An 18,446-nucleotide genomic window follows, 5' to 3' on the forward strand; every position below is an offset into this window, starting at 1 on the left:
TTGAGAATGAGTAAGGACAATCGCGATTTATTGGTGGGTTTAGATATTGGGACCTCCAAGGTCGTTGCCTTGGTTGCTGAATTAGCACCTGATGGCCAATTTAATGTTGTTGGCGTAGGTCAAACCGCATCGAAGGGCCTCAAAAAAGGCGTTGTCGTCAACATTGAGGCAACGGTTCAGTCCATTCAGAAAGCATTAGAAGAGGCCGAGGTAATGGCTGATCGCCAAATTGCCCAAGTCTTTACTGGAATTGCTGGTAACCATATCGTGAGTTTTAACTCTAGCGGTATGGTAGCTATTCGGGATAAAGAGGTCAGCGCTGGTGATGTAGAGCGTGTTTTAGAGACCGCGAAAGCGATCAATATTCCAACTGATCAACAAATTCTTCATATTCTTGTTCAGGAATTCATTATCGATGGACAGGAAGATGTCCGCGAGCCTATCGGTATGAGTGGGCTTCGTTTAGAAGTCAAAGTACATATCGTTACTGGAGCGGTTAGTGCCGCCCAAAATATTGTCAAATGCGTTCGTCGCTGTGGCTTGGAAGTGAATGATCTGATATTGCAACCACTCGCATCGAGTTTGGCCGTCCTCACTGAAGATGAAAAAGAGTTGGGTGTTGTCTTGGTGGATATCGGTGGCGGCACAACGGATATTGCCATTTACTGTCAAGGCTCCATTCGTCATACAGCGGTTATTCCAATTGCCGGCGATCAAATTACCAATGACATTGCAATGGCCTTGCGTACCCCAACAATTGATGCAGAAGATCTCAAGATTCAATACGGGATAGCTCGCCAAGATATGGCTGATCCTGCAGCCATGATTGATGTGCCAGGCGTTGGAGATCGTGACCCTCGCCCAATGTCAAAGCAAGCATTAGCTGCAGTAATTGAACCGCGGGTTGAAGAGCTATTTACTTTAGTGCGAGGTGTGGTGCGAGATTCAGGTTACGAAGATATGGTGTCTTCAGGAATCGTACTGACTGGTGGCACCTCATTAATGCCAGGAATGGTTGAGTTGGCAGAGCAAGTATTTTTGCGCCCAGCACGTATTGGTACTCCTGAGTATCGAGGTCACTTACATGAAGTGTTGCGCAGTCCACGTTTTGCAACCAGCATTGGATTGCTAATGGAGGGCCAGGCTCAATTATTGCGTGGTCGTCGTGTATCTCAGTCAGGCGCGCTGCAAAGTGTTATCTCGCGCATGAAGGAATGGTTTGCAGGAAATTTTTAAGTTTTTCGTCGTCGTCAATGTAGTTCATTAATTACCTAGGAGGGTATATGGAATTTGAAATGTTAGATCAAGAAACAGCCGGGAAAACCATTATTAAAGTGGTTGGGGTTGGTGGAGCAGGCGGTAATGCTGTTCAGCATATGATTCGTCGCGGTGTAAACGGCGTAGAGTTTATTTGCATGAACACCGATGCAGGCGCATTACAGCGTTCTGAAGCATCTGTGAATTTGCAACTAGGCTCTAGCGGATTAGGTGCTGGCGCAAAACCTGAAATTGGCGCAGCTTCTGCTGAAGAGGCGCGCGCACGTATTGCAGATACATTGCAAGGTGCGCATATGGTATTTATCACAGCCGGTATGGGTGGTGGTACGGGTACTGGTGCAGCTCCAATCGTTGCGCAAGTAGCCAAAGAGATGGGCATCTTGACTGTTGGAGTCATTAGCAAACCATTTGATTTTGAGGGTGTGAAGCGTCTAAAGGTCGCTGAAAATGGCGCTGCTGAGCTAGAGTCTTATGTGGATTCATTGATCGTGGTTCTCAATGAGAAACTCTTTGAAGTGATGGGCGAGGATGCAGAGTTTGATAAGGCATTCGCATGCGCCGATGATGTATTGCATAACGCTGTTTCGGGTATTGCAGAAATTATCAACGTTCAGGGTTTGATCAACGTCGACTTTGAAGACGTGAAGACTGTAATGGGTGAGCAAGGCAAAGCGATGATGGGAACAGCGACTGTTTCCGGAATGGATCGCGCTCGCTTAGCTGCTGAAGCTGCTGTTGCTTCACCACTATTGGAAGGCGTAGATCTTTCAGGCGCGCGCGGTGTATTGGTCAATATCACTGCTAGCCGTTCATTGAAATTATCTGAAACTCGCGAAGTAATGGCTGCAATTCGTGGTTATGCTGCTGATGATGCTACCGTGATTTTTGGTACCGTCTATGACGAGAGTTTGGGTGATGCATTGCGCGTAACAGTGGTCGCTACAGGTTTGAATAATCCACAGGCTCGTCAAAGTCATCAACCTGAAGTGGTATGGAGACAAGCTACTGGTACGCATGATGCGATGCCAACCATGGCTGATCTCAATAGTTTTGCACCAGCAAGCGCTTCTGCTGCGATGAGTAAGGTCGGTTTAGATTCAGCATTGAGCGCCAGTGCAGGTTTAGCGCAGACAGGGTCCGGTAGCGTACCTTCAATGGCTTCCCAGGCAGCTGCTGGCAGTGTTGATTACAGCCAATATGATTTGCCACGAGTATTTCGTAGTTCTCGCGAGGCTACACCAGCTCCTACTTTAGGTGCCGATAGTTCTCCTCAGGCAAAAACCATGTTGGATAAAGGGGCGGATTATTACGAAATTCCCGCTTTTTTACGTAAGCAAGCAGACTAAAGCACTGCTCAATACAATAGTAGATTGAAAATGCCAGCGCAGCGCCCCTCCGGACGACGAATCCTGCGCTAGCGTTGGCATACTCATCACTACTATTTAATAATTAACGAATTGGAGACTTTATGATTGCCGTCGGACAAAAATTACCAAATGCCACTTTGTATGAGTTTTTAGATGAAGCCACCGAGGGTTGTTCTGTTGGCCCCAATGCATTTGAAGTAGAAAAACTCGTTGCTGGTAAGAAAATCGTGATCTTTGCTTTGCCTGGTGCATTTACACCAACCTGTTCCGCTAAGCATGTTCCTGGATATGTTGAGCACTATGATGCTCTGAAAGCAAAAGGTGTTGACGAGATTTGGTGTATCTCTGTTAATGATCCATTCGTAATGGGTGCATGGGGTCGCGACCTGAAGGTTGGAAAAAAAGTTCGCATGTTTGGTGACGGTAGTGCAGAATTTACGAAGAAATTAGGCATGGAGTTCGATCTCACTGCGCGCGGTCTCGGTGTTCGTTCACAACGTTATGCCATGATTGTTGAAGATGGCACAGTAAAAACCTTGGATCTTGAAGCGCCAGGTAAGTTTGAGGTTAGCGATGCCGCTTCTACATTAAATAAGCTGTAAGAACATTTACCTGAATTTATAAAACCATGATGAAGCAACGCACAATCGCTACTCCGATTAAAACCGTGGGGATTGGCTTGCATTCAGGGCGTAAGGTGACTTTGTCTATTAAGCCTGCGCCAGTCAATTCAGGGGTTTTATTTGTACGTATGGATATGCCGGAGCAAGCAATTGTTCCGGCTACCGCTTTAGCGGTCTGCGATACACGTCTTGCATCAGTGATTCAGAAAGATGGAGTTCGGGTTTCTACAGTTGAGCATTTGCTATCAGCTTGTGCTGGCTTGGGACTGGATAACCTATTGATTGAATTAGATGGTGAAGAAGTGCCCATCATGGATGGTAGTGCTGCTTCATTTTTATTCTTGATGGAATCGGCTGGTATTGCGGAGCAGGATGCACCAAGACAGTTTTTGGTAATAAAAAAACCAATCGAAGTAAAAGACGGCGATAAGCTAGCACGCCTCGAACCTTTCTTTGGATTTAAGCTGGATTTCACTATCGACTTTAAGCATCCTGCAGTGGATAAGACAGGACAGCGTTTTATTGTTGATTTTGCTGAGCATGCCTATCGTAGTGAAATTGGACGCGCTCGTACTTTCGGCTTTGCCCATGAAGTAGAAGCATTACGAGAAATGGGCTTGGCGCGCGGGGGAAGTTTAGATAACGCGATCGTGCTTGATGAGCATCGCATTCTGAATAATGAAGAATTGCGGTATGAAGATGAGTTTGTAAGACACAAAATTTTGGATGCTATTGGTGACCTATATTTGGTTGGTCATCCCATCATTGGCGCCTATGTTGCTGAAAAATCGGGGCACGCTTTGAATAATGCTTTATTGCGTAAATTGCTTGAAGATCCTTCAGCCTATGAAATTACCGGTTATCCCGAGAATAAGGCGCCAGCCGCATACTCTAAAGAGAGTCAGCCACTGTTTTTCTAGTACTGGCTATCTCGGCTTATTTTGAAGTAATCGCTTTACGGCTTTACCTAGCTCCGAATCCGGAGCTATTTTTTTGAGTAGTTCCTCCCAAGAGTTCCTAGCTACAGCATTTAAACCCTTTGGCTTTGCGGTTGGTTTCGCACCTTCTTGCGGCTTTACTTCCCAGTGCGGTGGGGCAGGTTTGAGACGGACTTTGATGCTGGTGCAAATCACCCCATTTTTTCCTAAGCTATTGATTAAGCTAGGTAAAATCTGTTGGAGGCGCGTTGCAATACTGGCCCCACTGACCAGCAGAAAGAGCTCATTTTGACTGCCGGAGCGCCAACCAGCTTCAATTTTCGGGGCTAAATGCTCCAAATCGAGATCGCTCAGTGCGGCCCTAAGAGAGGCTCTGAGTTTTACCAAATCTTCAGTTTTAGCCAGAATACCGCCAAGACCTTCGGAATCCCGTAGAAAATCCTGCCAATCATGGGCAGCATTCTTACGGGAAGGTTTTGGGGCAAAGTTCATAAAAAAGAGGGTGCGGGTGATAAACTCAAGTACTTAATTTACTTCAATATCCCATGGTAATCGGTCTTCTCAAAACCCTGGTCGGCAGTCGAAACGACCGCCTCTTAAAACAGTATCGCAAAGTAGTTGCTAAGGTAGGCGCTTTTGAGCCCAGCTTGCAAGCTTTGGATGATGCTGCACTCCAAGCAAAAACGGCTGAGTTCAAGTCACGCTTAGCTGCGGGCGAATCCCTCGACGATATTGCGCCAGAAGCTTTTGCAGTAGTTCGTGAGGCAAGTTCACGGGTAATGAAGATGCGTCACTTTGATGCGCAGATCATGGGTGGTCTGGCATTGCATCAAGGTAAGATTGCTGAAATGGGAACCGGGGAAGGTAAAACCTTAACGGCGACCTTACCGGTTTACCTGAATGCCTTGACAGGCAAAGGTGTCCATGTTGTTACAGTAAATGATTATTTGGCTCAGCGTGATGCTGAGTGGATGTCTACTCTCTATAACTTCTTAGGTATGAAGGTTGGGGTCAATCTCTCGCAGATGGATCATACGACTAAGCAAGAGGCATACGCTGCTGATATCACTTACGGAACCAATAACGAGTTTGGTTTTGATTATCTACGCGATAACATGGTTCAAGACGTTGGTCAGCGTGTACAGCGTGGCTTAGCCTATGCCATCGTTGACGAAGTCGATTCTATTTTGATTGACGAAGCACGCACGCCTTTAATTATTTCCGGCCAAGCAGAAGACCACACTGATCTGTATTTAAAGCTTAATGCCTTACCTTCGTATTTAGAGCGACAAATTGGCGAGGAAAAAGCCGATGGCACTGGGGTTGAAAAACCAGGCGACTACTGGGTCGATGAAAAGACCCAACAGGTTTACCTCACTGAATTGGGTCACGATAAAGCTGAAGCTGCTTTAGTGCAATTAGGCGCTTTAAATGATGGCGCCTCCTTATACGCCCCGCAAAATATTACTCTGATGCACCATGTCTATGCTGCCTTGCGTGCGCATGCTTTGTATCATCGGGATCAGCATTACGTTGTGCAAAATAAAGAAGTCATCATTGTTGATGAATTTACTGGCCGCCTAATGCAAGGGCGTCGTTGGTCAGATGGCCTGCATCAAGCAGTCGAGGCTAAAGAAGGTGTACCGATTCAGAATGAGAATCAAACGCTAGCAACCATTACTTTCCAGAACTACTTCCGTATGTACGGCAAGTTAGCTGGTATGACGGGCACTGCAGATACCGAAGCGTATGAGTTCAAGGAGATTTATAACCTTGAGACAGTAGTGATTCCGCCAAACCGAATCAGCCAGAGAAAAGATCGTCAAGATCAAATCTATAAGACCTCTCGTGAACGTTACGACGCGGTAATTAAAGATATTGAAGATTGTTATGAGCGCGGCCAACCTGTATTGGTTGGCACTACCTCCATTGAAAACTCAGAATTAATTGCAGACTTACTAGATAAGCGTAAGCTTCCACACCAAGTCTTAAATGCCAAACAGCATGCTCGTGAAGCAGAGATCATTGCTCAGGCAGGGCGACCAAAGATGATCACGATTGCTACCAACATGGCTGGTCGTGGAACTGACATTGTGTTGGGTGGCAATGTTGGCAAGCAGTCAACCTTGATTGAGGCAGATGCAAACTTATCTGCTGCAGAAAAAGCTTCAAAGATTAAAACCTTGCAAGATGAATGGCAAAGTTTGCATGATCAAGTGATCTCGGCAGGTGGTTTACACATTATTGGCACCGAGCGTCACGAAAGTCGTCGTATTGATAACCAGTTGCGTGGTCGTGCGGGTCGCCAAGGAGATCATGGATCTTCACGTTTTTATCTTTCCTTAGACGATGCGCTGCTCCGTATTTTTGCAGGTGATCGTTTGCGTGCTGTCATGGATCGTCTCAAGATGCCTGATGGCGAGCCCATTGAAGCTGGCATGGTGACACGTTCGATTGAGTCTGCCCAGCGCAAGGTAGAGGGCCGCAACTTTGATATTCGTAAACAGCTATTAGAGTATGACGATGTTGCAAATGATCAACGCAAAGAAACTTATCGCTTAAGAAACGAAGTTCTTGAGAGTGGCGATGTTGGTGATTTGGTAGCCAATTTGCGTGAAGACGTCTTGAGAGGTATTTGTGCGCTATACGTACCCCAGGAGTCCATGGAAGAGCAGTGGGATTTGTTGGGGTTAGAGAATGTTTTAGCCAGTGACTGGGGTCTTACAGTTGATCTCAAGAATTGGGTAGAAAATGCTGAGTCAATTGAAGATGGGCAGATCGTAGATCGTGTTTTGGAGGCTGCTCAGGAGGTTTACGATGCAAAGGTTGAGCTCGCTGGCAGACCTTCTTTTGCCGGTTTTGAGCGCTCAGTATTGCTGTATAGCTTGGATACGCATTGGCGTGAGCATTTAGCTGCCTTAGATCATTTGCGTCAAGGTATCCACTTGCGGGGTTATGCGCAAAAAGATCCAAAGCAAGAATATCGCCGTGAGGCATTTGAGTTGTACGGTGAGTTGCTCAATGTCATCAAAAATGATGTTGTGAAAAATATCATGACAGTGCAGATTCGGAGTGCAAGTGAATTGGATGAAGCTTCTGAATCCATGAATGAAGATCTTGCAAAGCTTTCGGACGTCCAGTATCAACATGCTGATGCCGAGAGTGAGTTTGCTGAGCACGCCCCTGATCAAGAAAACGAAATCAAAGTAGTGGCAGCCCCGATTCGATCAGGTCCCAAAGTAGGTCGCAATGACCCATGTACCTGCGGTAGCGGCAAAAAGTACAAGAACTGCTGCGGTGCACTTGCTTAAGTAAGTGGGGTATAAAAAATCAACGGGGGCATTGCCCCCGTTTTTTGTTACCGCATTTAGGGATTTCCCTAGCTATCAAGATTGCCTTGCATCCTTGAATATGAAGGTCTATATGTAAGAAATTGCCGTTACGAGCAAAAGGATCCAGTATGCAAAAGTCCCTGCACATTAATGCAGATAAATGCACAGGCTGTCTTCAATGTGAGATGGCCTGTAGTTATGAAAACTACGGTACTTTTAATCCATCACTATCCCGGATAAAGGTGTTTGACTTTCATGCCACCGGGAAGAAGGTTCCCTACACCTGCACTCAATGTAGTGATGCTTGGTGTCTCCAGGCTTGTCCAGTAGACGCCATCACAGTAGATCTCCTGACTGGGGCAAAAGTAGTTTCAGCTGATACCTGTGTAGGCTGCAAGGTCTGTACGATTTCCTGTCCTTTTGGGACTATCAATTACGTTCAGGAGACGGGCAAAGTTCAGAAGTGCGATCTTTGCGGTGGTGACCCTGCCTGTGCAACAGCCTGTCCTACTGAGGCCATTACCTATGTTGACTCCAATTGGACTGGTTTAGACAAGATGCGTGAATGGGCCGATAAGCTTGGCAATCAAGTTGGCGCTTAATTAATTCAGGATAGGAAAATACACCATGTCATGGGCTGGAAAACTTTTACGCGTTAACTTAACAAAAGGCACTTGCCAATCTGAGTCCCTGAATATGCAATGGGCAAAAGAGTATTTAGGATCTAGGGGTTTGGCATCTAAATACTTAGTGGAAGAGCTGGATCCTAAAGTCGATCCGCTTTCTGAAGAGAACAAAATTATTTGGGCGACTGGCCCCCTCACGGGAACGATGGCTTCAACGGGTGGCCGATACACCGTTGTTACTAAAGGCCCTTTGACTGGCGCAATTGCATGCTCTAACTCTGGTGGTTATTGGGGTGCTGAATTAAAGATGGCCGGTTGGGATATGGTGATATTTGAAGGAAAGTCACCCAAGCCAGTGTATTTGTATATCGAAAACGATCAGGCTGAGTTAATTGATGCTTCTGATATCTGGGGAAGATCTGTTTGGGAAACAGAGCCAACTATCAAGATTAAACATCAAGACCCTTTGATTCGTGTCTCTTGCATTGGTAAGGCTGGAGAGAACCAAGTTTTGTACGCAGCAATCGTGAACGATTTACACCGTGCCGCAGGAAGATCCGGCGTTGGCGCTGTGATGGGAAGTAAAAATTTAAAAGCGATTGCTGTGAGAGGCACTAAGGGCGTTGGTAATCTCAAGGATCCCAAAGCATTTATGGCTGCGACTACTGCTGGTAAAGCTGTTTTAGCGGGTCATGCAGTTACCGGCGAGGGGCTCCCCACTTATGGCACACAAGTGCTGATGAATGTCATCAATGAAGTGGGTGCGCTTCCCACGCGAAATCATCAAGATGTTCAGTTTGAAGGCGCCAAGGATATTTCGGCAGAGGCAATGGCAGAACCCAGAGCTACTGATGGTAAGGCCCATCTCGTTGCCAACCAAGCGTGTTTTGGTTGCACGATTGCGTGTGGCCGTATCTCTAAGATCGATGACACCCATTTTTCTATTCAGAACAAGCCGCAACATATGCATGCTTCTGGAGGTCTAGAGTATGAAGCCGCTTGGGCGCTAGGCGCAGCTAATGGCGTGAATGATTTAGAGGCGCTTCAATATGCGAATCAAATTTGTAATGAGCAAGGTTTAGATCCGATTTCTTTTGGGGCCACCGTCGGTGCTGTGATGGAGCTCTATGAGATGGGTGTTCTTACCAAAGAGCAAATTGGTATTGAAGCTCCTTTTGGTTCGGCGAAGGCGCTTTGCTATTTGGTCGAAATTACCGCTGAGGGAATTGGTTTTGGCAAGGAAATGGGTCTTGGATCTGCGCGCTTGACCAAAAAATATGGTCATCCTGACCTTTCAATGAGTGTGAAAGGCCAAGAGTTTCCTGCATATGATGGTCGCGTGATTCAGGGCATTGGTCTAGCGTATGCAACCTCAAATCGAGGTGCCTGCCATTTGCGCGGTTACACCATTGCATCAGAGGTTCTTGGCATTCCCGTAAAAACTGAGCCAGCAGATACAAATGGAAAGCCAGAGTTGGTAAAAGCGTTTCAGGATGCAACCGCCGCTTTTGATTCTGCGGGAATTTGTATCTTTACAAGCTTTGCATGGACGCTTTCCGATGTTGCTCCGCAGTTGCAAGCCGCTTGCGGTGATGAATTTACAGTTGAAAACTTAACTACCATTGGTGAGCGCATCTGGAATATGGAGCGTGATTTTAATAACCGTGCTGGTTTTACTCATAAAGATGACAATCTGCCTAAGCGTTTGATGACTGAGGCTGCCAAAACAGGTCCTGGAAAAGGTTCTGTGAGTGGACTCGACAAAATGCTTCCTGAGTACTACAAGGTTCGTGGTTGGGATCCTGAAGGGCGCCCTAGTGCAGAAACTTTGAAACGTTTAGGGCTATAGTTCTTGTATATGAGGCATGTCATATTAGGCAATGGCCCAGCAGGGGTCATTGCCGCAGAAACTATTCGTGAGCGTTCCCCTTCGGCAGAAATCGTGATGATTGGTGCTGAAGATTCGCCGCCATATTCCCGTATGGCGATTCCCTATTTGCTCATGGGAAATATTGGGGAGCAGGGCACATATTTACGAAAAGATCCCCAACATTTTGCAAGACTACAAGTTCAATCCATTCAAGCGCGGGTTGACTCTGTGAATTGCAATGCAAAAGAATTGACATTGCATGATGGTAAGAAAATTACCTTTGATAAGCTATTAATTGCCACTGGGTCGCTGCCTGTTCGTCCCCCTATTGCAGGGATTGATTTGCCGGGCATTCACTCATGCTGGACTTTGGAGGATGCACGCGCGATTACCGCTTTGGCTAAGCCGGGGGCACGTGTGCTGCAGATGGGCGCAGGATTTATTGGATGCATTATTTTAGAGGCTCTGGCAAGTCGTCAGGTCTCATTGACAGTTGTTGAGATGGGTGATCGTATGGTTCCCAGAATGATGACTGAAGCCGCTGGTGGGATGATTAAGGAGTGGGTTCAATCCAAGGGCGTCGAAGTATTTACCCACACTCGGGTTGAGGAAATTTCAAAAAGTAATTCAGCTTTGAATGTGAAGTTATCGAATGGCAAAACCTTAGAGGTTGACTTAGTCATTTCTGCGACAGGGGTCAAGCCCAATATTGGATTCCTCAAAAATTCAGGATTAAATATTGATACTGGTCTACTGGTTAACCAACAAATGCAAACTTCCCATCCTGATATTTTTGCAGCTGGCGATGTAACGGAGAGTATTGATTTTTCAACCGGGCAGCGGATTATTAACGCTATTCAACCAAATGCTGCAGAGCAGGCTCGGATTGCTGCGATCAATATGGCTGGGGGAAAAACTGAGAGTTTAGGTGCGCTCCAGATTAATGTTCTCGATACCCTAGGATTAATCTCTTCCTCATTTGGTTTATGGTCAGGATCTAGAGATGGCGATCACGTTGAGATGATTGATAAAAAGTTGCATAAATATATTCGCCTAGAGTTTTTGGATGATGTATTAATTGGTGCAACCTGTGTTGGAACTACTGAACATATTGGCGTGCTGAGGGGTTTAATTCAGGGCAAAATTGCTTTGGGGTCATGGAAAGAAGTTTTATTAGGCGATCCCACCAAGGTAATGGAAGCCTATTTGGCTAAAGGGCAAGCACAATCGACCTGGATGAATTAAGCTTGAGGTATGCAAGTTACTCTCAAGCTTTTTGCCAGTCTGACGGCTTACTTACCCCCTAATAAAAAAAATGGCATTGAAGCAGATATAGATGTGCCAGAGGGCGCAACTATCGGAGATCTGATCACCCGCTTTAGCATTCCCAGTAAATCAGCCCATTTGGTTATGGTTAACGGTGTTTACATCAAGCCCAGTGAACGTGACCAGTATGTTCTGAAAGAAAACGATGCTTTAGCTATTTGCCCGCCTGTGGCTGGCGGTTGAATATTGATTCAAATGCAGAAAATCAGAAGAGAAATGGGGTGCTCTTCGGAAGATCTCATACGCTGGCTTCCTTTAGCGATGGGATCTTACTATCCCTCTACAAATTTGACGATAGACGGCCTAGCTATATATGTGTATCCCGAGCCTATAGTTGAAATCATCGCATTAACAAAGCCACCCCGAAAAATAGCCCTCTTAAATATCCCGGTGATGGATATCAGCTTCTCCTTTTCCCAAGAATTGACAATAAGTGAGCGAGATGAACTCATGAAACGATTTGATCTTTATACTCGTAGGGGTGGTGGCTAAGCCCCTTTTCTATTTATATTCATTGAGTGTTCTATGTCAGTAAATTTACCTCTTCCTCAAAAAGACCAATTAAAGCCTGTTAAGGGCTTTGAAATGGGTATTGCCCAAGCTGGGATTAAGAAGGCAAATCGTAAAGATGTATTGGTGATGACCTTGGTTCCTGGGTCACAGATTGCTGGCGTTTTCACCTTAAATCGGTTTTGTGCCGCCCCTGTCCAGGTATGTCGCGAGCATTTGGCCTTGGGGGATGCCAAAGGCGGAATTCGTGCCTTGGTGGTCAATACTGGTAATGCCAATGCGGGAACTGGAGAGCGTGGAATGCGAGATGCTTTGGCAACTTGTGATGCTCTTGCTCAGGAATTAAAGTTAAACCCAGAACAGATTCTGCCTTTTTCAACCGGTGTGATTCTAGAGCCGCTTCCTATTGAAAAATTAATTGCTGCCTTACCAAATGCTGTTGCCAATTTAAATGCAGATCATTGGTTGGATGCTGCTGAGGCAATTATGACGACCGATACTCAGCCCAAGGCAAGCTCGGTATCCGTTCAAACGCCGGCAGGTGTAGTAACGATTACTGGTATTTGTAAAGGCGCTGGAATGATTCACCCCAATATGGCAACCATGCTCGGGTTTATTGCAACCGATGCTGGCTTTGCTCCTGGTCTACTCAGTCAGTTGACGCAAGAGGTTGCCGATCTTTCATTCAATGCTATTACGATTGATGGTGATACTTCAACGAATGATTCTTTCATCATCATGGCTACGGGGCAATCTTCAGTTTCCATTCAATCAACTGACGATCCTAGTTATGCGGTGTTGCGTAAGGCACTGATTGATATTTCTTGTCTGTTAGCTCAAATGATTGTGAGAGACGGTGAAGGTGCCACTAAATTTATGACGATCGAAGTCATGGGTGGCAAAACCAATGAAGAGTGCCGCTTAGTCGCAGAGGCTGTAGCGCATTCTCCATTAGTAAAAACAGCTTTTTTTGCAAGCGATCCAAATCTAGGCCGTATTCTTGCGGCGATTGGTTATGCGGGTATTGCAGACCTCGATGTCAATCAAGTCCAGATGTGGCTTGGGGATGTTTGGGTGGCTAAAAATGGTGGGCGCCATCCTGATTACCAAGAGGCTGATGGTCAAAGAGTGATGCAAGCAGCTGAAATTACCGTCAAGATAGATTTAGGCCGTGGTTCAGCTGAGCAAACCATGTGGACTTGTGACTTATCTCACGATTATGTTTCCATTAACGCCGATTACCGCTCGTAGGAAACAGTAATATGAATGAAAAATTAGACAGACTCTTAAGTCACCTAGAAACGTTTTTACCTAAGCCTTTAACTGAAGAGCAGTGGTCATCCTCTACCGCATTTAGGTGGCGTCGGCGCGATAGTATTTTTGGCAGCATTGGTTTTTTGCAGCCAGTCAAGCATGTGGCTGACATTAGTTTTGAAGATTTGCAAAATATTGATCGTCAGCGTGATGCGATTCGTGACAATACCAAAAACTTTATCCAAAAAAAGCCAGCAAATAATATTTTGCTAACGGGCGCACGAGGCACTGGAAAATCTTCCTTGATTAAAGCTAGTCTCCATGAATTTGCGAGTCAAGGTTTACGTCTGGTTGAGGTTGAGAAGGAGCACTTGGCTGATTTGGCAGACATCACGGAGTTGCTGGCGGATAGACCGGAACGCTTTATTATTTTCTGTGATGACCTCTCTTTTGAAGATGGTGAGTCTGGATATAAGGCCATGAAATCCGCCCTGGATGGATCTGTGTCCGCTCAGGTAGATAATATTTTGATTTATGCCACATCCAATAGGCGTCATCTATTGCCTGAGTACATGAAAGATAACGAGGGTTATGTTCATGGCGATGATGGTGAGATTCATCCAGGCGAAGTAGTTGAGGAAAAGATTTCTTTATCTGAGCGCTTTGGTTTGTGGCTTTCTTTTTATCCTCCAAAGCAAGATGAATATTTAGCCATCGTGACACATTGGTTGCGTCATTTTGGTTTGAGTGAGTCGCAAATAGAAGCTGCTCGTGCAGATGCATTGGTTTGGGCCTTGGAGCGCGGTTCACGTTCTGGTCGTGTGGCTTGGCAATTTGCTAAGCACTGGGCTGGCTCACATACTAAGTAAAAATTTCATTGATGACTAAAGTCGATCGCCCAGTTACTGAGGTTGCCGCAGGTATTTTGCTGGACTCAACAGGGCGTTATCTTTTGGGTCAGAGGCCCGAAGGTAAGCCTTATGCTGGTTATTGGGAAGTCCCGGGTGGAAAAATTGAGGCTGGCGAATCTGTGTTTGATGCGCTTAAACGTGAGCTTCAGGAAGAGCTTGGGATTGATATACAAGAAAGTGAAGAGCTACTGGTTTTAGAGCATGACTATCCTCATGCTTATGTGCGCTTACATGTCAGCATCATTCGACAATGGCAAGGTACTCCTAGAGGGCAAGAAGGTCAGGCTTTATCTTGGGAGCTGCTTACAGAGGTAAAGCCAAGTGTTGAGCCTTTATTGCCAGCAGCATGGCCAATGCTTGAAAAGCTTAGATCCCTAAAGATTTAAAGCTGGCAGAGGGTGAGTCTAAAAGGTACATCCACATTTACGATTTGTGGTTTTTTATCTCGATCAGCTTTGAGAAAACGAATCGATAGCAAATATTTGTTTGCGCTAATCTCTGAGAATAGCGAGTCATCTTCCACGGCAATGCGCATCAGTTGATAAACCTTACCAGAGGGTGCTTGCTGAAAAGATCCTTGATGTGCCACAACATCTTTCGCTTCACCAGATTGGCGTAATAGGCGCAAAAATATTTGGCATGCTTCATGCCAAGGTAGAAGTGGGGTAACGTAATTCTCTAATAACTCTCTACGCTGATTAGAGGGGCTATTTTTCCAGGCATGATAGCTGGGCAAATCAATTGGACTCGTGCCTCCCGGAATATTGAGGCGGGTGCGAATCGCATTAAGCCATTCACTTTCAGTGATCGCAGAGTTTGGTTTACCCATAGATTGATTGATATTGAGTGCAGCCTTATCAATTTCAGAGAGGGTTTTCAATAAAGTTTCTTGGTCTACCTTCTGGGAAGATCGCAAACCATTGAGGGCATACTTTTGACGTTCAAATTCTTTTAGTAGCAAAGATTTGATATCACCACGAGAGCCAATATCACCTAAATCAAATAGTATGGCGACAGCATTGTGATGAAGTTCAGGATCATCCGATCTTAGAAAATGATTAAAGCGAGCGAACAAATACTCAAGCCGAAGCATGCTTCGAACTAATTCATTAAAAGGGTATTCGTAGACGATCACAAGCCTATATTCTATGACGAACTAGGCTGCTCTTTGCCAATTTTTAGTATTTTTTGGTGCAGATTGAAAACTGCTGTTTTCAGAATCTCTAAATCATCCTGATTTTCAATAATTGCATCAGCGTCAGCAAGACGTGCTGTGCGGCTAGTTTGCGCGTTGAGGATATCTATTACTGCCTGACGAGGCATATTGTTGCGGTGCATCACACGAGCAATTTGGGTTTCTTCTGGACAGTCAACCACCACAAGGTAATCGATTAGATTACGCCATGAGCCCGATTCAATAAGCAGGGGAACAACAAACACAAGGTAGGGAGCGCCCGCTTGAGCTAATGAAGTAGCTAGCTTGGCGGTCTCCTCTCGGATAAGGGGATGGGTAATTTGCTCTAGTGTTTTTCTGGCTGCAGGATCTCCAAATACGAGGGCGCGCATTTTTGGGCGATCAAGAGCACCTTGAGAGTCAAGATATTCAAGACCAAATACTTTTTGAATACCTGCAATTGCTCTGCCGCCGGGGGCGGTAATTTCATGAGAGATGAGATCTGTATCGATAATGCCGGCGCCAAGCTTACCAAGTAGATCGCTCACAGTCGTTTTGCCCGAACCGATGCCTCCCGTTAATCCAATCAGGGGAAGCACCCCTTTTAGGTGGGCTAAATCAGTTGGGGAAGAAGGTTTTGAATGAATTGTGGCCATAACAACTCAATAATGCCAGCAATAGCCAAAAATGGGCCAAATGGAAAAGCCTGGTGTAACTTTTGTTTATTGAATTTTAGCCAAGCAAGCCCGCCTATAAGCCCAAGAAACGAGGCAATGAAAAGAATGTTGGGGAGTGCAACCCATCCTAGCCATGCTCCAAGAGCAGCCAAGAGTTTGGCATCTCCCATGCCAATTCCGTTGCGCCCCTTTATGGCTCTAAACCCAGTGTTGAGGGCCCATAAAAACCCATAGCCCATAATTCCTCCAATCAAGGCAGATGAGGTATTGGTAAATCCTGGCTCACTTACCGCGTTAAAAACTATTCCAATGCAAATTAAGGGTAATGTGACATAGTCTGGCAGGCGAAAGGTGTGCCAATCGATATAAGCTAGATACAGCAAGCTCAATATCAGCAGCAGTTTCATTATGAAGTGGAGTGATTCCAAGCCCATTAAACAATTTGCCCTAGGTTAAAGATAGGTAGATACAGAATTATGACCAATCCACCAATGACAAACCCAACCAAAAGAATGAGGAAGGGTTCTAAGCTATTGCTGAGTGAGTGGAGTTTACTGCTCAGTTGTTGATCAAGAGTATTGGCACGCTTATTAAGCATTTGCGCTAATGATCCACTTTGTGCAGCGATATGAAGTAGTAATAAGGTTTCAGTATCCATGAAGAGGGCTCGAGGATCTGATTTTTTGAGCGCTTCACTGACTGGGTAGCCACACGTGAGATGCTTAAACATTTCAGCGCTAAAGTCATGACTTACCCAATGATTGGAAGATTGCGCTGTTACTCGGAGTGCATCTGGAAGCGCTAGACCTGCATTGATGAGGTGCCCTAAGGTTCGACACCAATTTCCAAGGGTTGCTAGTCTAAATAAATTACCCAGTAGCGGCAATCTCAAGACGAGGCGATCACAATGGCGTTGTAAAGCAATTAACTTATGCCATGAAAATAAGAAGCAAGTGATGATGCATATGCTGATGATGAGTAAGCCAATAAAATTTTTCTCAATCACTTGGGAGATAGCAATCAGTAGCAGTGTTGGTGCTGGGAGCTCTGCTTGAAAGTTATCAAATACCTCTTTGAATACAGGCACTACCCAAAGCATCATCACAATGACCAAGGTCACTGAAGTGGCGAGTGTAACTAAGGGGTAGGTAAGAGATTGAATTACTTTGCGACGTAATTCAATTTGGGCCTCTAGCTGTTTTGAGATCGTATCCAGCGCTAAGCCAAGATCTCCAGAGCGTTCGCTTACCCGAATCAGGTTGATAAATTCTTGAGAGAACTTTCCAGTTTTTGCGCCTAGGCAATGCGAAAGACTATTGCCGCCTTGTAAGTGCAAGCGAACTTGTTCTAGCCATCCGCGCCAGGATTTTTGGGTGGATTGGGTGATGATTTCAATGGCATTGAGTAGTGGCAATCCAGCTTGGATCAAGGAGAGTAGTTGCTGTGCAAAATGCAGTTGCTCTAATTGACTCAACTCATTTTTTGAAATGAAATTTTTCAATGCCAAGTACCTACTTCATCATCTAGGGTGGCTTGGTCAATCAATCCTGCTTTTACAGCGAGAGCTCCTGCAGAATGAAGATCTAAAAAAGGAGCAGATGAAAAAAGTTGACTCCCTGCTAAAACCTCATGAACGCCTATGCGACCAAAGTATCCCGAGCTAGTGCATTGAGGACATTGATCGGTCTTTATATAGTTGATGCATTGCATGCAACGCTGACGCACTAGTCTTTGTGAGCTAACGCAGCGTAAACAAGACTCAATTGCCTCGGAATCAATCCCTAAGTTTTTAAGGCGACTTAATACCCCTGATGCATTGCGAGTATGAAGCGTACTAAGAACGAGGTGTCCAGTTTGGGCGGCCTGAATTGCCAATTGGGCGCTAGCAATATCACGTATCTCACCGATCATGATGACATCCGGATCTTGCCGAAGTAAAGCTCGGATGATGGTTGGGAAATCTAAGCCAGCACGTGGATGGTAGGCTACTTGATTAATGCCTGGCAGTTGAATTTCGATAGGGTCTTCAACTGAGCAGATATTGCGATTGACTTGATTGAGTTCATTAAGACAGCTATACAGAGTGCGTGTCTTACCGCTTCCCGTAGGGCCTGTTACCAGAATTAAGCCATTGGTTTGGCGTAGCGCATGACGAAATAAATCTAGTTGTTCGGGTAATAAACCAAGTTTTTCAAGAGATAGATCACCTACTTGATTGGGCAATATGCGAACAACGGCTTTTTCACCATGAAGCGTGGGAATAATGGAGACTCGGCAGTTAGTATCGGGCTTGCTGAAAATGTGACCAATGGATAGGCGACCGTCTTGAGGAATTCTTTTCTCAGCTATATCGAGACGCGATAACATTTTGATGCGCGTAATTAGGCGCTCGTGTAAGTTAATGGGGTATTGAGTTTGGTGAATCAGTTGCCCATCAACCCTAAGGCGTACTTCACCCTGCAGGGATCTAGGCTCGATGTGAATATCGCTTGCTCTGGACTCTAATGCATTTACAGTAATTTCATGCCAGGTTCGAACAATCAACGAATCATGCTGCAAA

The 18,446-nt window shown here is 45.5% G+C and carries 18 protein-coding genes; 12 read left to right on the forward strand and 6 right to left on the reverse strand.

Features of this window, described 5'->3' with window-relative positions:
- The first annotated feature begins 6 nt into the window (after positions 1-6).
- From ftsA to lpxC, 4 genes are all read left to right on the forward strand, one after another.
- A complete protein-coding gene (gene ftsA / locus FD974_RS00875) occupies positions 7-1,236 on the forward strand; it encodes a cell division protein FtsA (RefSeq protein ID WP_215364945.1) in 1,230 nt (409 codons plus the stop codon).
- A gap of 47 nt (positions 1,237-1,283) precedes the next feature.
- A complete protein-coding gene (gene ftsZ / locus FD974_RS00880; RefSeq protein WP_215364946.1) occupies positions 1,284-2,624 on the forward strand; it encodes a cell division protein FtsZ in 1,341 nt (446 codons plus the stop codon).
- 122 nt (positions 2,625-2,746) lie between these two features.
- Positions 2,747-3,247, forward strand: coding sequence for a peroxiredoxin (locus tag FD974_RS00885; RefSeq protein ID WP_215364948.1), 501 nt, complete (start codon positions 2,747-2,749; stop codon positions 3,245-3,247).
- A gap of 26 nt (positions 3,248-3,273) precedes the next feature.
- Positions 3,274-4,188: a UDP-3-O-acyl-N-acetylglucosamine deacetylase gene (gene lpxC / locus FD974_RS00890; RefSeq protein ID WP_215364949.1), complete on the forward strand. Its 915-nt coding sequence runs from the start codon at positions 3,274-3,276 to the stop codon at positions 4,186-4,188.
- 6 nt (positions 4,189-4,194) lie between these two features.
- Here the strand turns inward: lpxC and FD974_RS00895 are convergent, their stop codons facing one another.
- Positions 4,195-4,698 carry a hypothetical protein gene (locus FD974_RS00895; protein WP_215364951.1) on the reverse strand — a complete coding sequence of 168 codons (504 nt, stop codon included), beginning with the start codon at positions 4,696-4,698 and terminating at the stop codon, positions 4,195-4,197.
- A 53-nt stretch (positions 4,699-4,751) separates the two neighbouring features.
- Between FD974_RS00895 and secA the strand changes: the two genes are divergently transcribed.
- The 8 genes from secA (at position 4,752) to FD974_RS00935 (ending at position 14,421) form a co-directional block, all read left to right on the forward strand.
- Entirely contained in the window at positions 4,752-7,517 is a 2,766-nt protein-coding gene (gene secA / locus FD974_RS00900) for a preprotein translocase subunit SecA (RefSeq protein WP_215364952.1), read from the forward strand.
- A gap of 149 nt (positions 7,518-7,666) precedes the next feature.
- Complete coding sequence (locus tag FD974_RS00905; RefSeq protein WP_215364954.1) at positions 7,667-8,140, forward strand: 4Fe-4S dicluster domain-containing protein; 474 nt, start codon at positions 7,667-7,669, stop codon at positions 8,138-8,140.
- 25 nt (positions 8,141-8,165) lie between these two features.
- Entirely contained in the window at positions 8,166-10,013 is a 1,848-nt protein-coding gene (locus FD974_RS00910) for an aldehyde ferredoxin oxidoreductase family protein (protein WP_215364956.1), read from the forward strand.
- A gap of 9 nt (positions 10,014-10,022) precedes the next feature.
- Positions 10,023-11,279 (forward strand): NAD(P)/FAD-dependent oxidoreductase, encoded by a 1,257-nt coding sequence (locus FD974_RS00915; protein WP_215364957.1) that lies wholly within the window; start codon positions 10,023-10,025, stop codon positions 11,277-11,279.
- 9 nt (positions 11,280-11,288) lie between these two features.
- Positions 11,289-11,543 (forward strand): MoaD/ThiS family protein, encoded by a 255-nt coding sequence (locus FD974_RS00920; protein ID WP_215364959.1) that lies wholly within the window; start codon positions 11,289-11,291, stop codon positions 11,541-11,543.
- Between the two features lie 342 nt (positions 11,544-11,885).
- Positions 11,886-13,121 (forward strand): bifunctional glutamate N-acetyltransferase/amino-acid acetyltransferase ArgJ, encoded by a 1,236-nt coding sequence (gene argJ, locus FD974_RS00925; RefSeq protein ID WP_215364960.1) that lies wholly within the window; start codon positions 11,886-11,888, stop codon positions 13,119-13,121.
- A gap of 11 nt (positions 13,122-13,132) precedes the next feature.
- Positions 13,133-13,993 (forward strand): ATP-binding protein, encoded by an 861-nt coding sequence (locus FD974_RS00930; RefSeq protein WP_215364962.1) that lies wholly within the window; start codon positions 13,133-13,135, stop codon positions 13,991-13,993.
- An 11-nt stretch (positions 13,994-14,004) separates the two neighbouring features.
- Positions 14,005-14,421, forward strand: coding sequence for an NUDIX domain-containing protein (locus FD974_RS00935; RefSeq protein WP_215364964.1), 417 nt, complete (start codon positions 14,005-14,007; stop codon positions 14,419-14,421).
- On the opposite strand, the gene zapD is transcribed toward FD974_RS00935, so the two are convergent.
- From zapD to FD974_RS00960, 5 genes are read right to left on the reverse strand one after another with little or no spacing between them, the layout of a single operon-like run.
- Positions 14,418-15,170, reverse strand: a complete 753-nt coding sequence (gene zapD, locus FD974_RS00940; protein WP_215364966.1) for a cell division protein ZapD — start codon at positions 15,168-15,170, stop codon at positions 14,418-14,420. The genes FD974_RS00935 and zapD overlap by 4 nt on opposite strands.
- 11 nt (positions 15,171-15,181) lie before the next feature.
- Positions 15,182-15,865, reverse strand: a complete 684-nt coding sequence (gene coaE / locus FD974_RS00945) for a dephospho-CoA kinase (protein ID WP_215364968.1) — start codon at positions 15,863-15,865, stop codon at positions 15,182-15,184.
- A complete protein-coding gene (locus FD974_RS00950; RefSeq protein ID WP_251374617.1) occupies positions 15,823-16,293 on the reverse strand; it encodes an A24 family peptidase in 471 nt (156 codons plus the stop codon). Before FD974_RS00950 ends, coaE begins: the two co-directional genes overlap by 43 nt.
- Positions 16,294-16,319: 26 nt before the next feature.
- Positions 16,320-17,393: a type II secretion system F family protein gene (locus tag FD974_RS00955; RefSeq protein WP_251374618.1), complete on the reverse strand. Its 1,074-nt coding sequence runs from the start codon at positions 17,391-17,393 to the stop codon at positions 16,320-16,322.
- A complete protein-coding gene (locus tag FD974_RS00960; RefSeq protein ID WP_251374619.1) occupies positions 17,384-18,430 on the reverse strand; it encodes a GspE/PulE family protein in 1,047 nt (348 codons plus the stop codon). Before FD974_RS00960 ends, FD974_RS00955 begins: the two co-directional genes overlap by 10 nt.
- Positions 18,431-18,446: the final 16 nt, after the last annotated feature.

This window comes from Polynucleobacter sp. es-EL-1 (genome assembly GCF_018687975.1).
GTDB lineage: Bacteria > Pseudomonadota > Gammaproteobacteria > Burkholderiales > Burkholderiaceae > Polynucleobacter.

Coding starts and splice junctions, on each gene's coding strand:
- secA (WP_215364952.1), top strand. CDS start 4,752: ATGGTAATCGGTCTTCTCAAAACCCTGGTCGGCAGTCGAAACGACCGC.
- FD974_RS00935 (WP_215364964.1), top strand. CDS start 14,005: ATGACTAAAGTCGATCGCCCAGTTACTGAGGTTGCCGCAGGTATTTTG.
- FD974_RS00920 (WP_215364959.1), top strand. CDS start 11,289: ATGCAAGTTACTCTCAAGCTTTTTGCCAGTCTGACGGCTTACTTACCC.
- FD974_RS00895 (WP_215364951.1), bottom strand. CDS start 4,698: ATGAACTTTGCCCCAAAACCTTCCCGTAAGAATGCTGCCCATGATTGG.
- FD974_RS00905 (WP_215364954.1), top strand. CDS start 7,667: ATGCAAAAGTCCCTGCACATTAATGCAGATAAATGCACAGGCTGTCTT.
- FD974_RS00915 (WP_215364957.1), top strand. CDS start 10,023: ATGAGGCATGTCATATTAGGCAATGGCCCAGCAGGGGTCATTGCCGCA.
- ftsA (WP_215364945.1), top strand. CDS start 7: ATGAGTAAGGACAATCGCGATTTATTGGTGGGTTTAGATATTGGGACC.
- FD974_RS00910 (WP_215364956.1), top strand. CDS start 8,166: ATGTCATGGGCTGGAAAACTTTTACGCGTTAACTTAACAAAAGGCACT.
- coaE (WP_215364968.1), bottom strand. CDS start 15,865: ATGGCCACAATTCATTCAAAACCTTCTTCCCCAACTGATTTAGCCCAC.
- FD974_RS00930 (WP_215364962.1), top strand. CDS start 13,133: ATGAATGAAAAATTAGACAGACTCTTAAGTCACCTAGAAACGTTTTTA.
- FD974_RS00885 (WP_215364948.1), top strand. CDS start 2,747: ATGATTGCCGTCGGACAAAAATTACCAAATGCCACTTTGTATGAGTTT.
- lpxC (WP_215364949.1), top strand. CDS start 3,274: ATGATGAAGCAACGCACAATCGCTACTCCGATTAAAACCGTGGGGATT.
- FD974_RS00950 (WP_251374617.1), bottom strand. CDS start 16,293: ATGAAACTGCTGCTGATATTGAGCTTGCTGTATCTAGCTTATATCGAT.
- ftsZ (WP_215364946.1), top strand. CDS start 1,284: ATGGAATTTGAAATGTTAGATCAAGAAACAGCCGGGAAAACCATTATT.
- argJ (WP_215364960.1), top strand. CDS start 11,886: ATGTCAGTAAATTTACCTCTTCCTCAAAAAGACCAATTAAAGCCTGTT.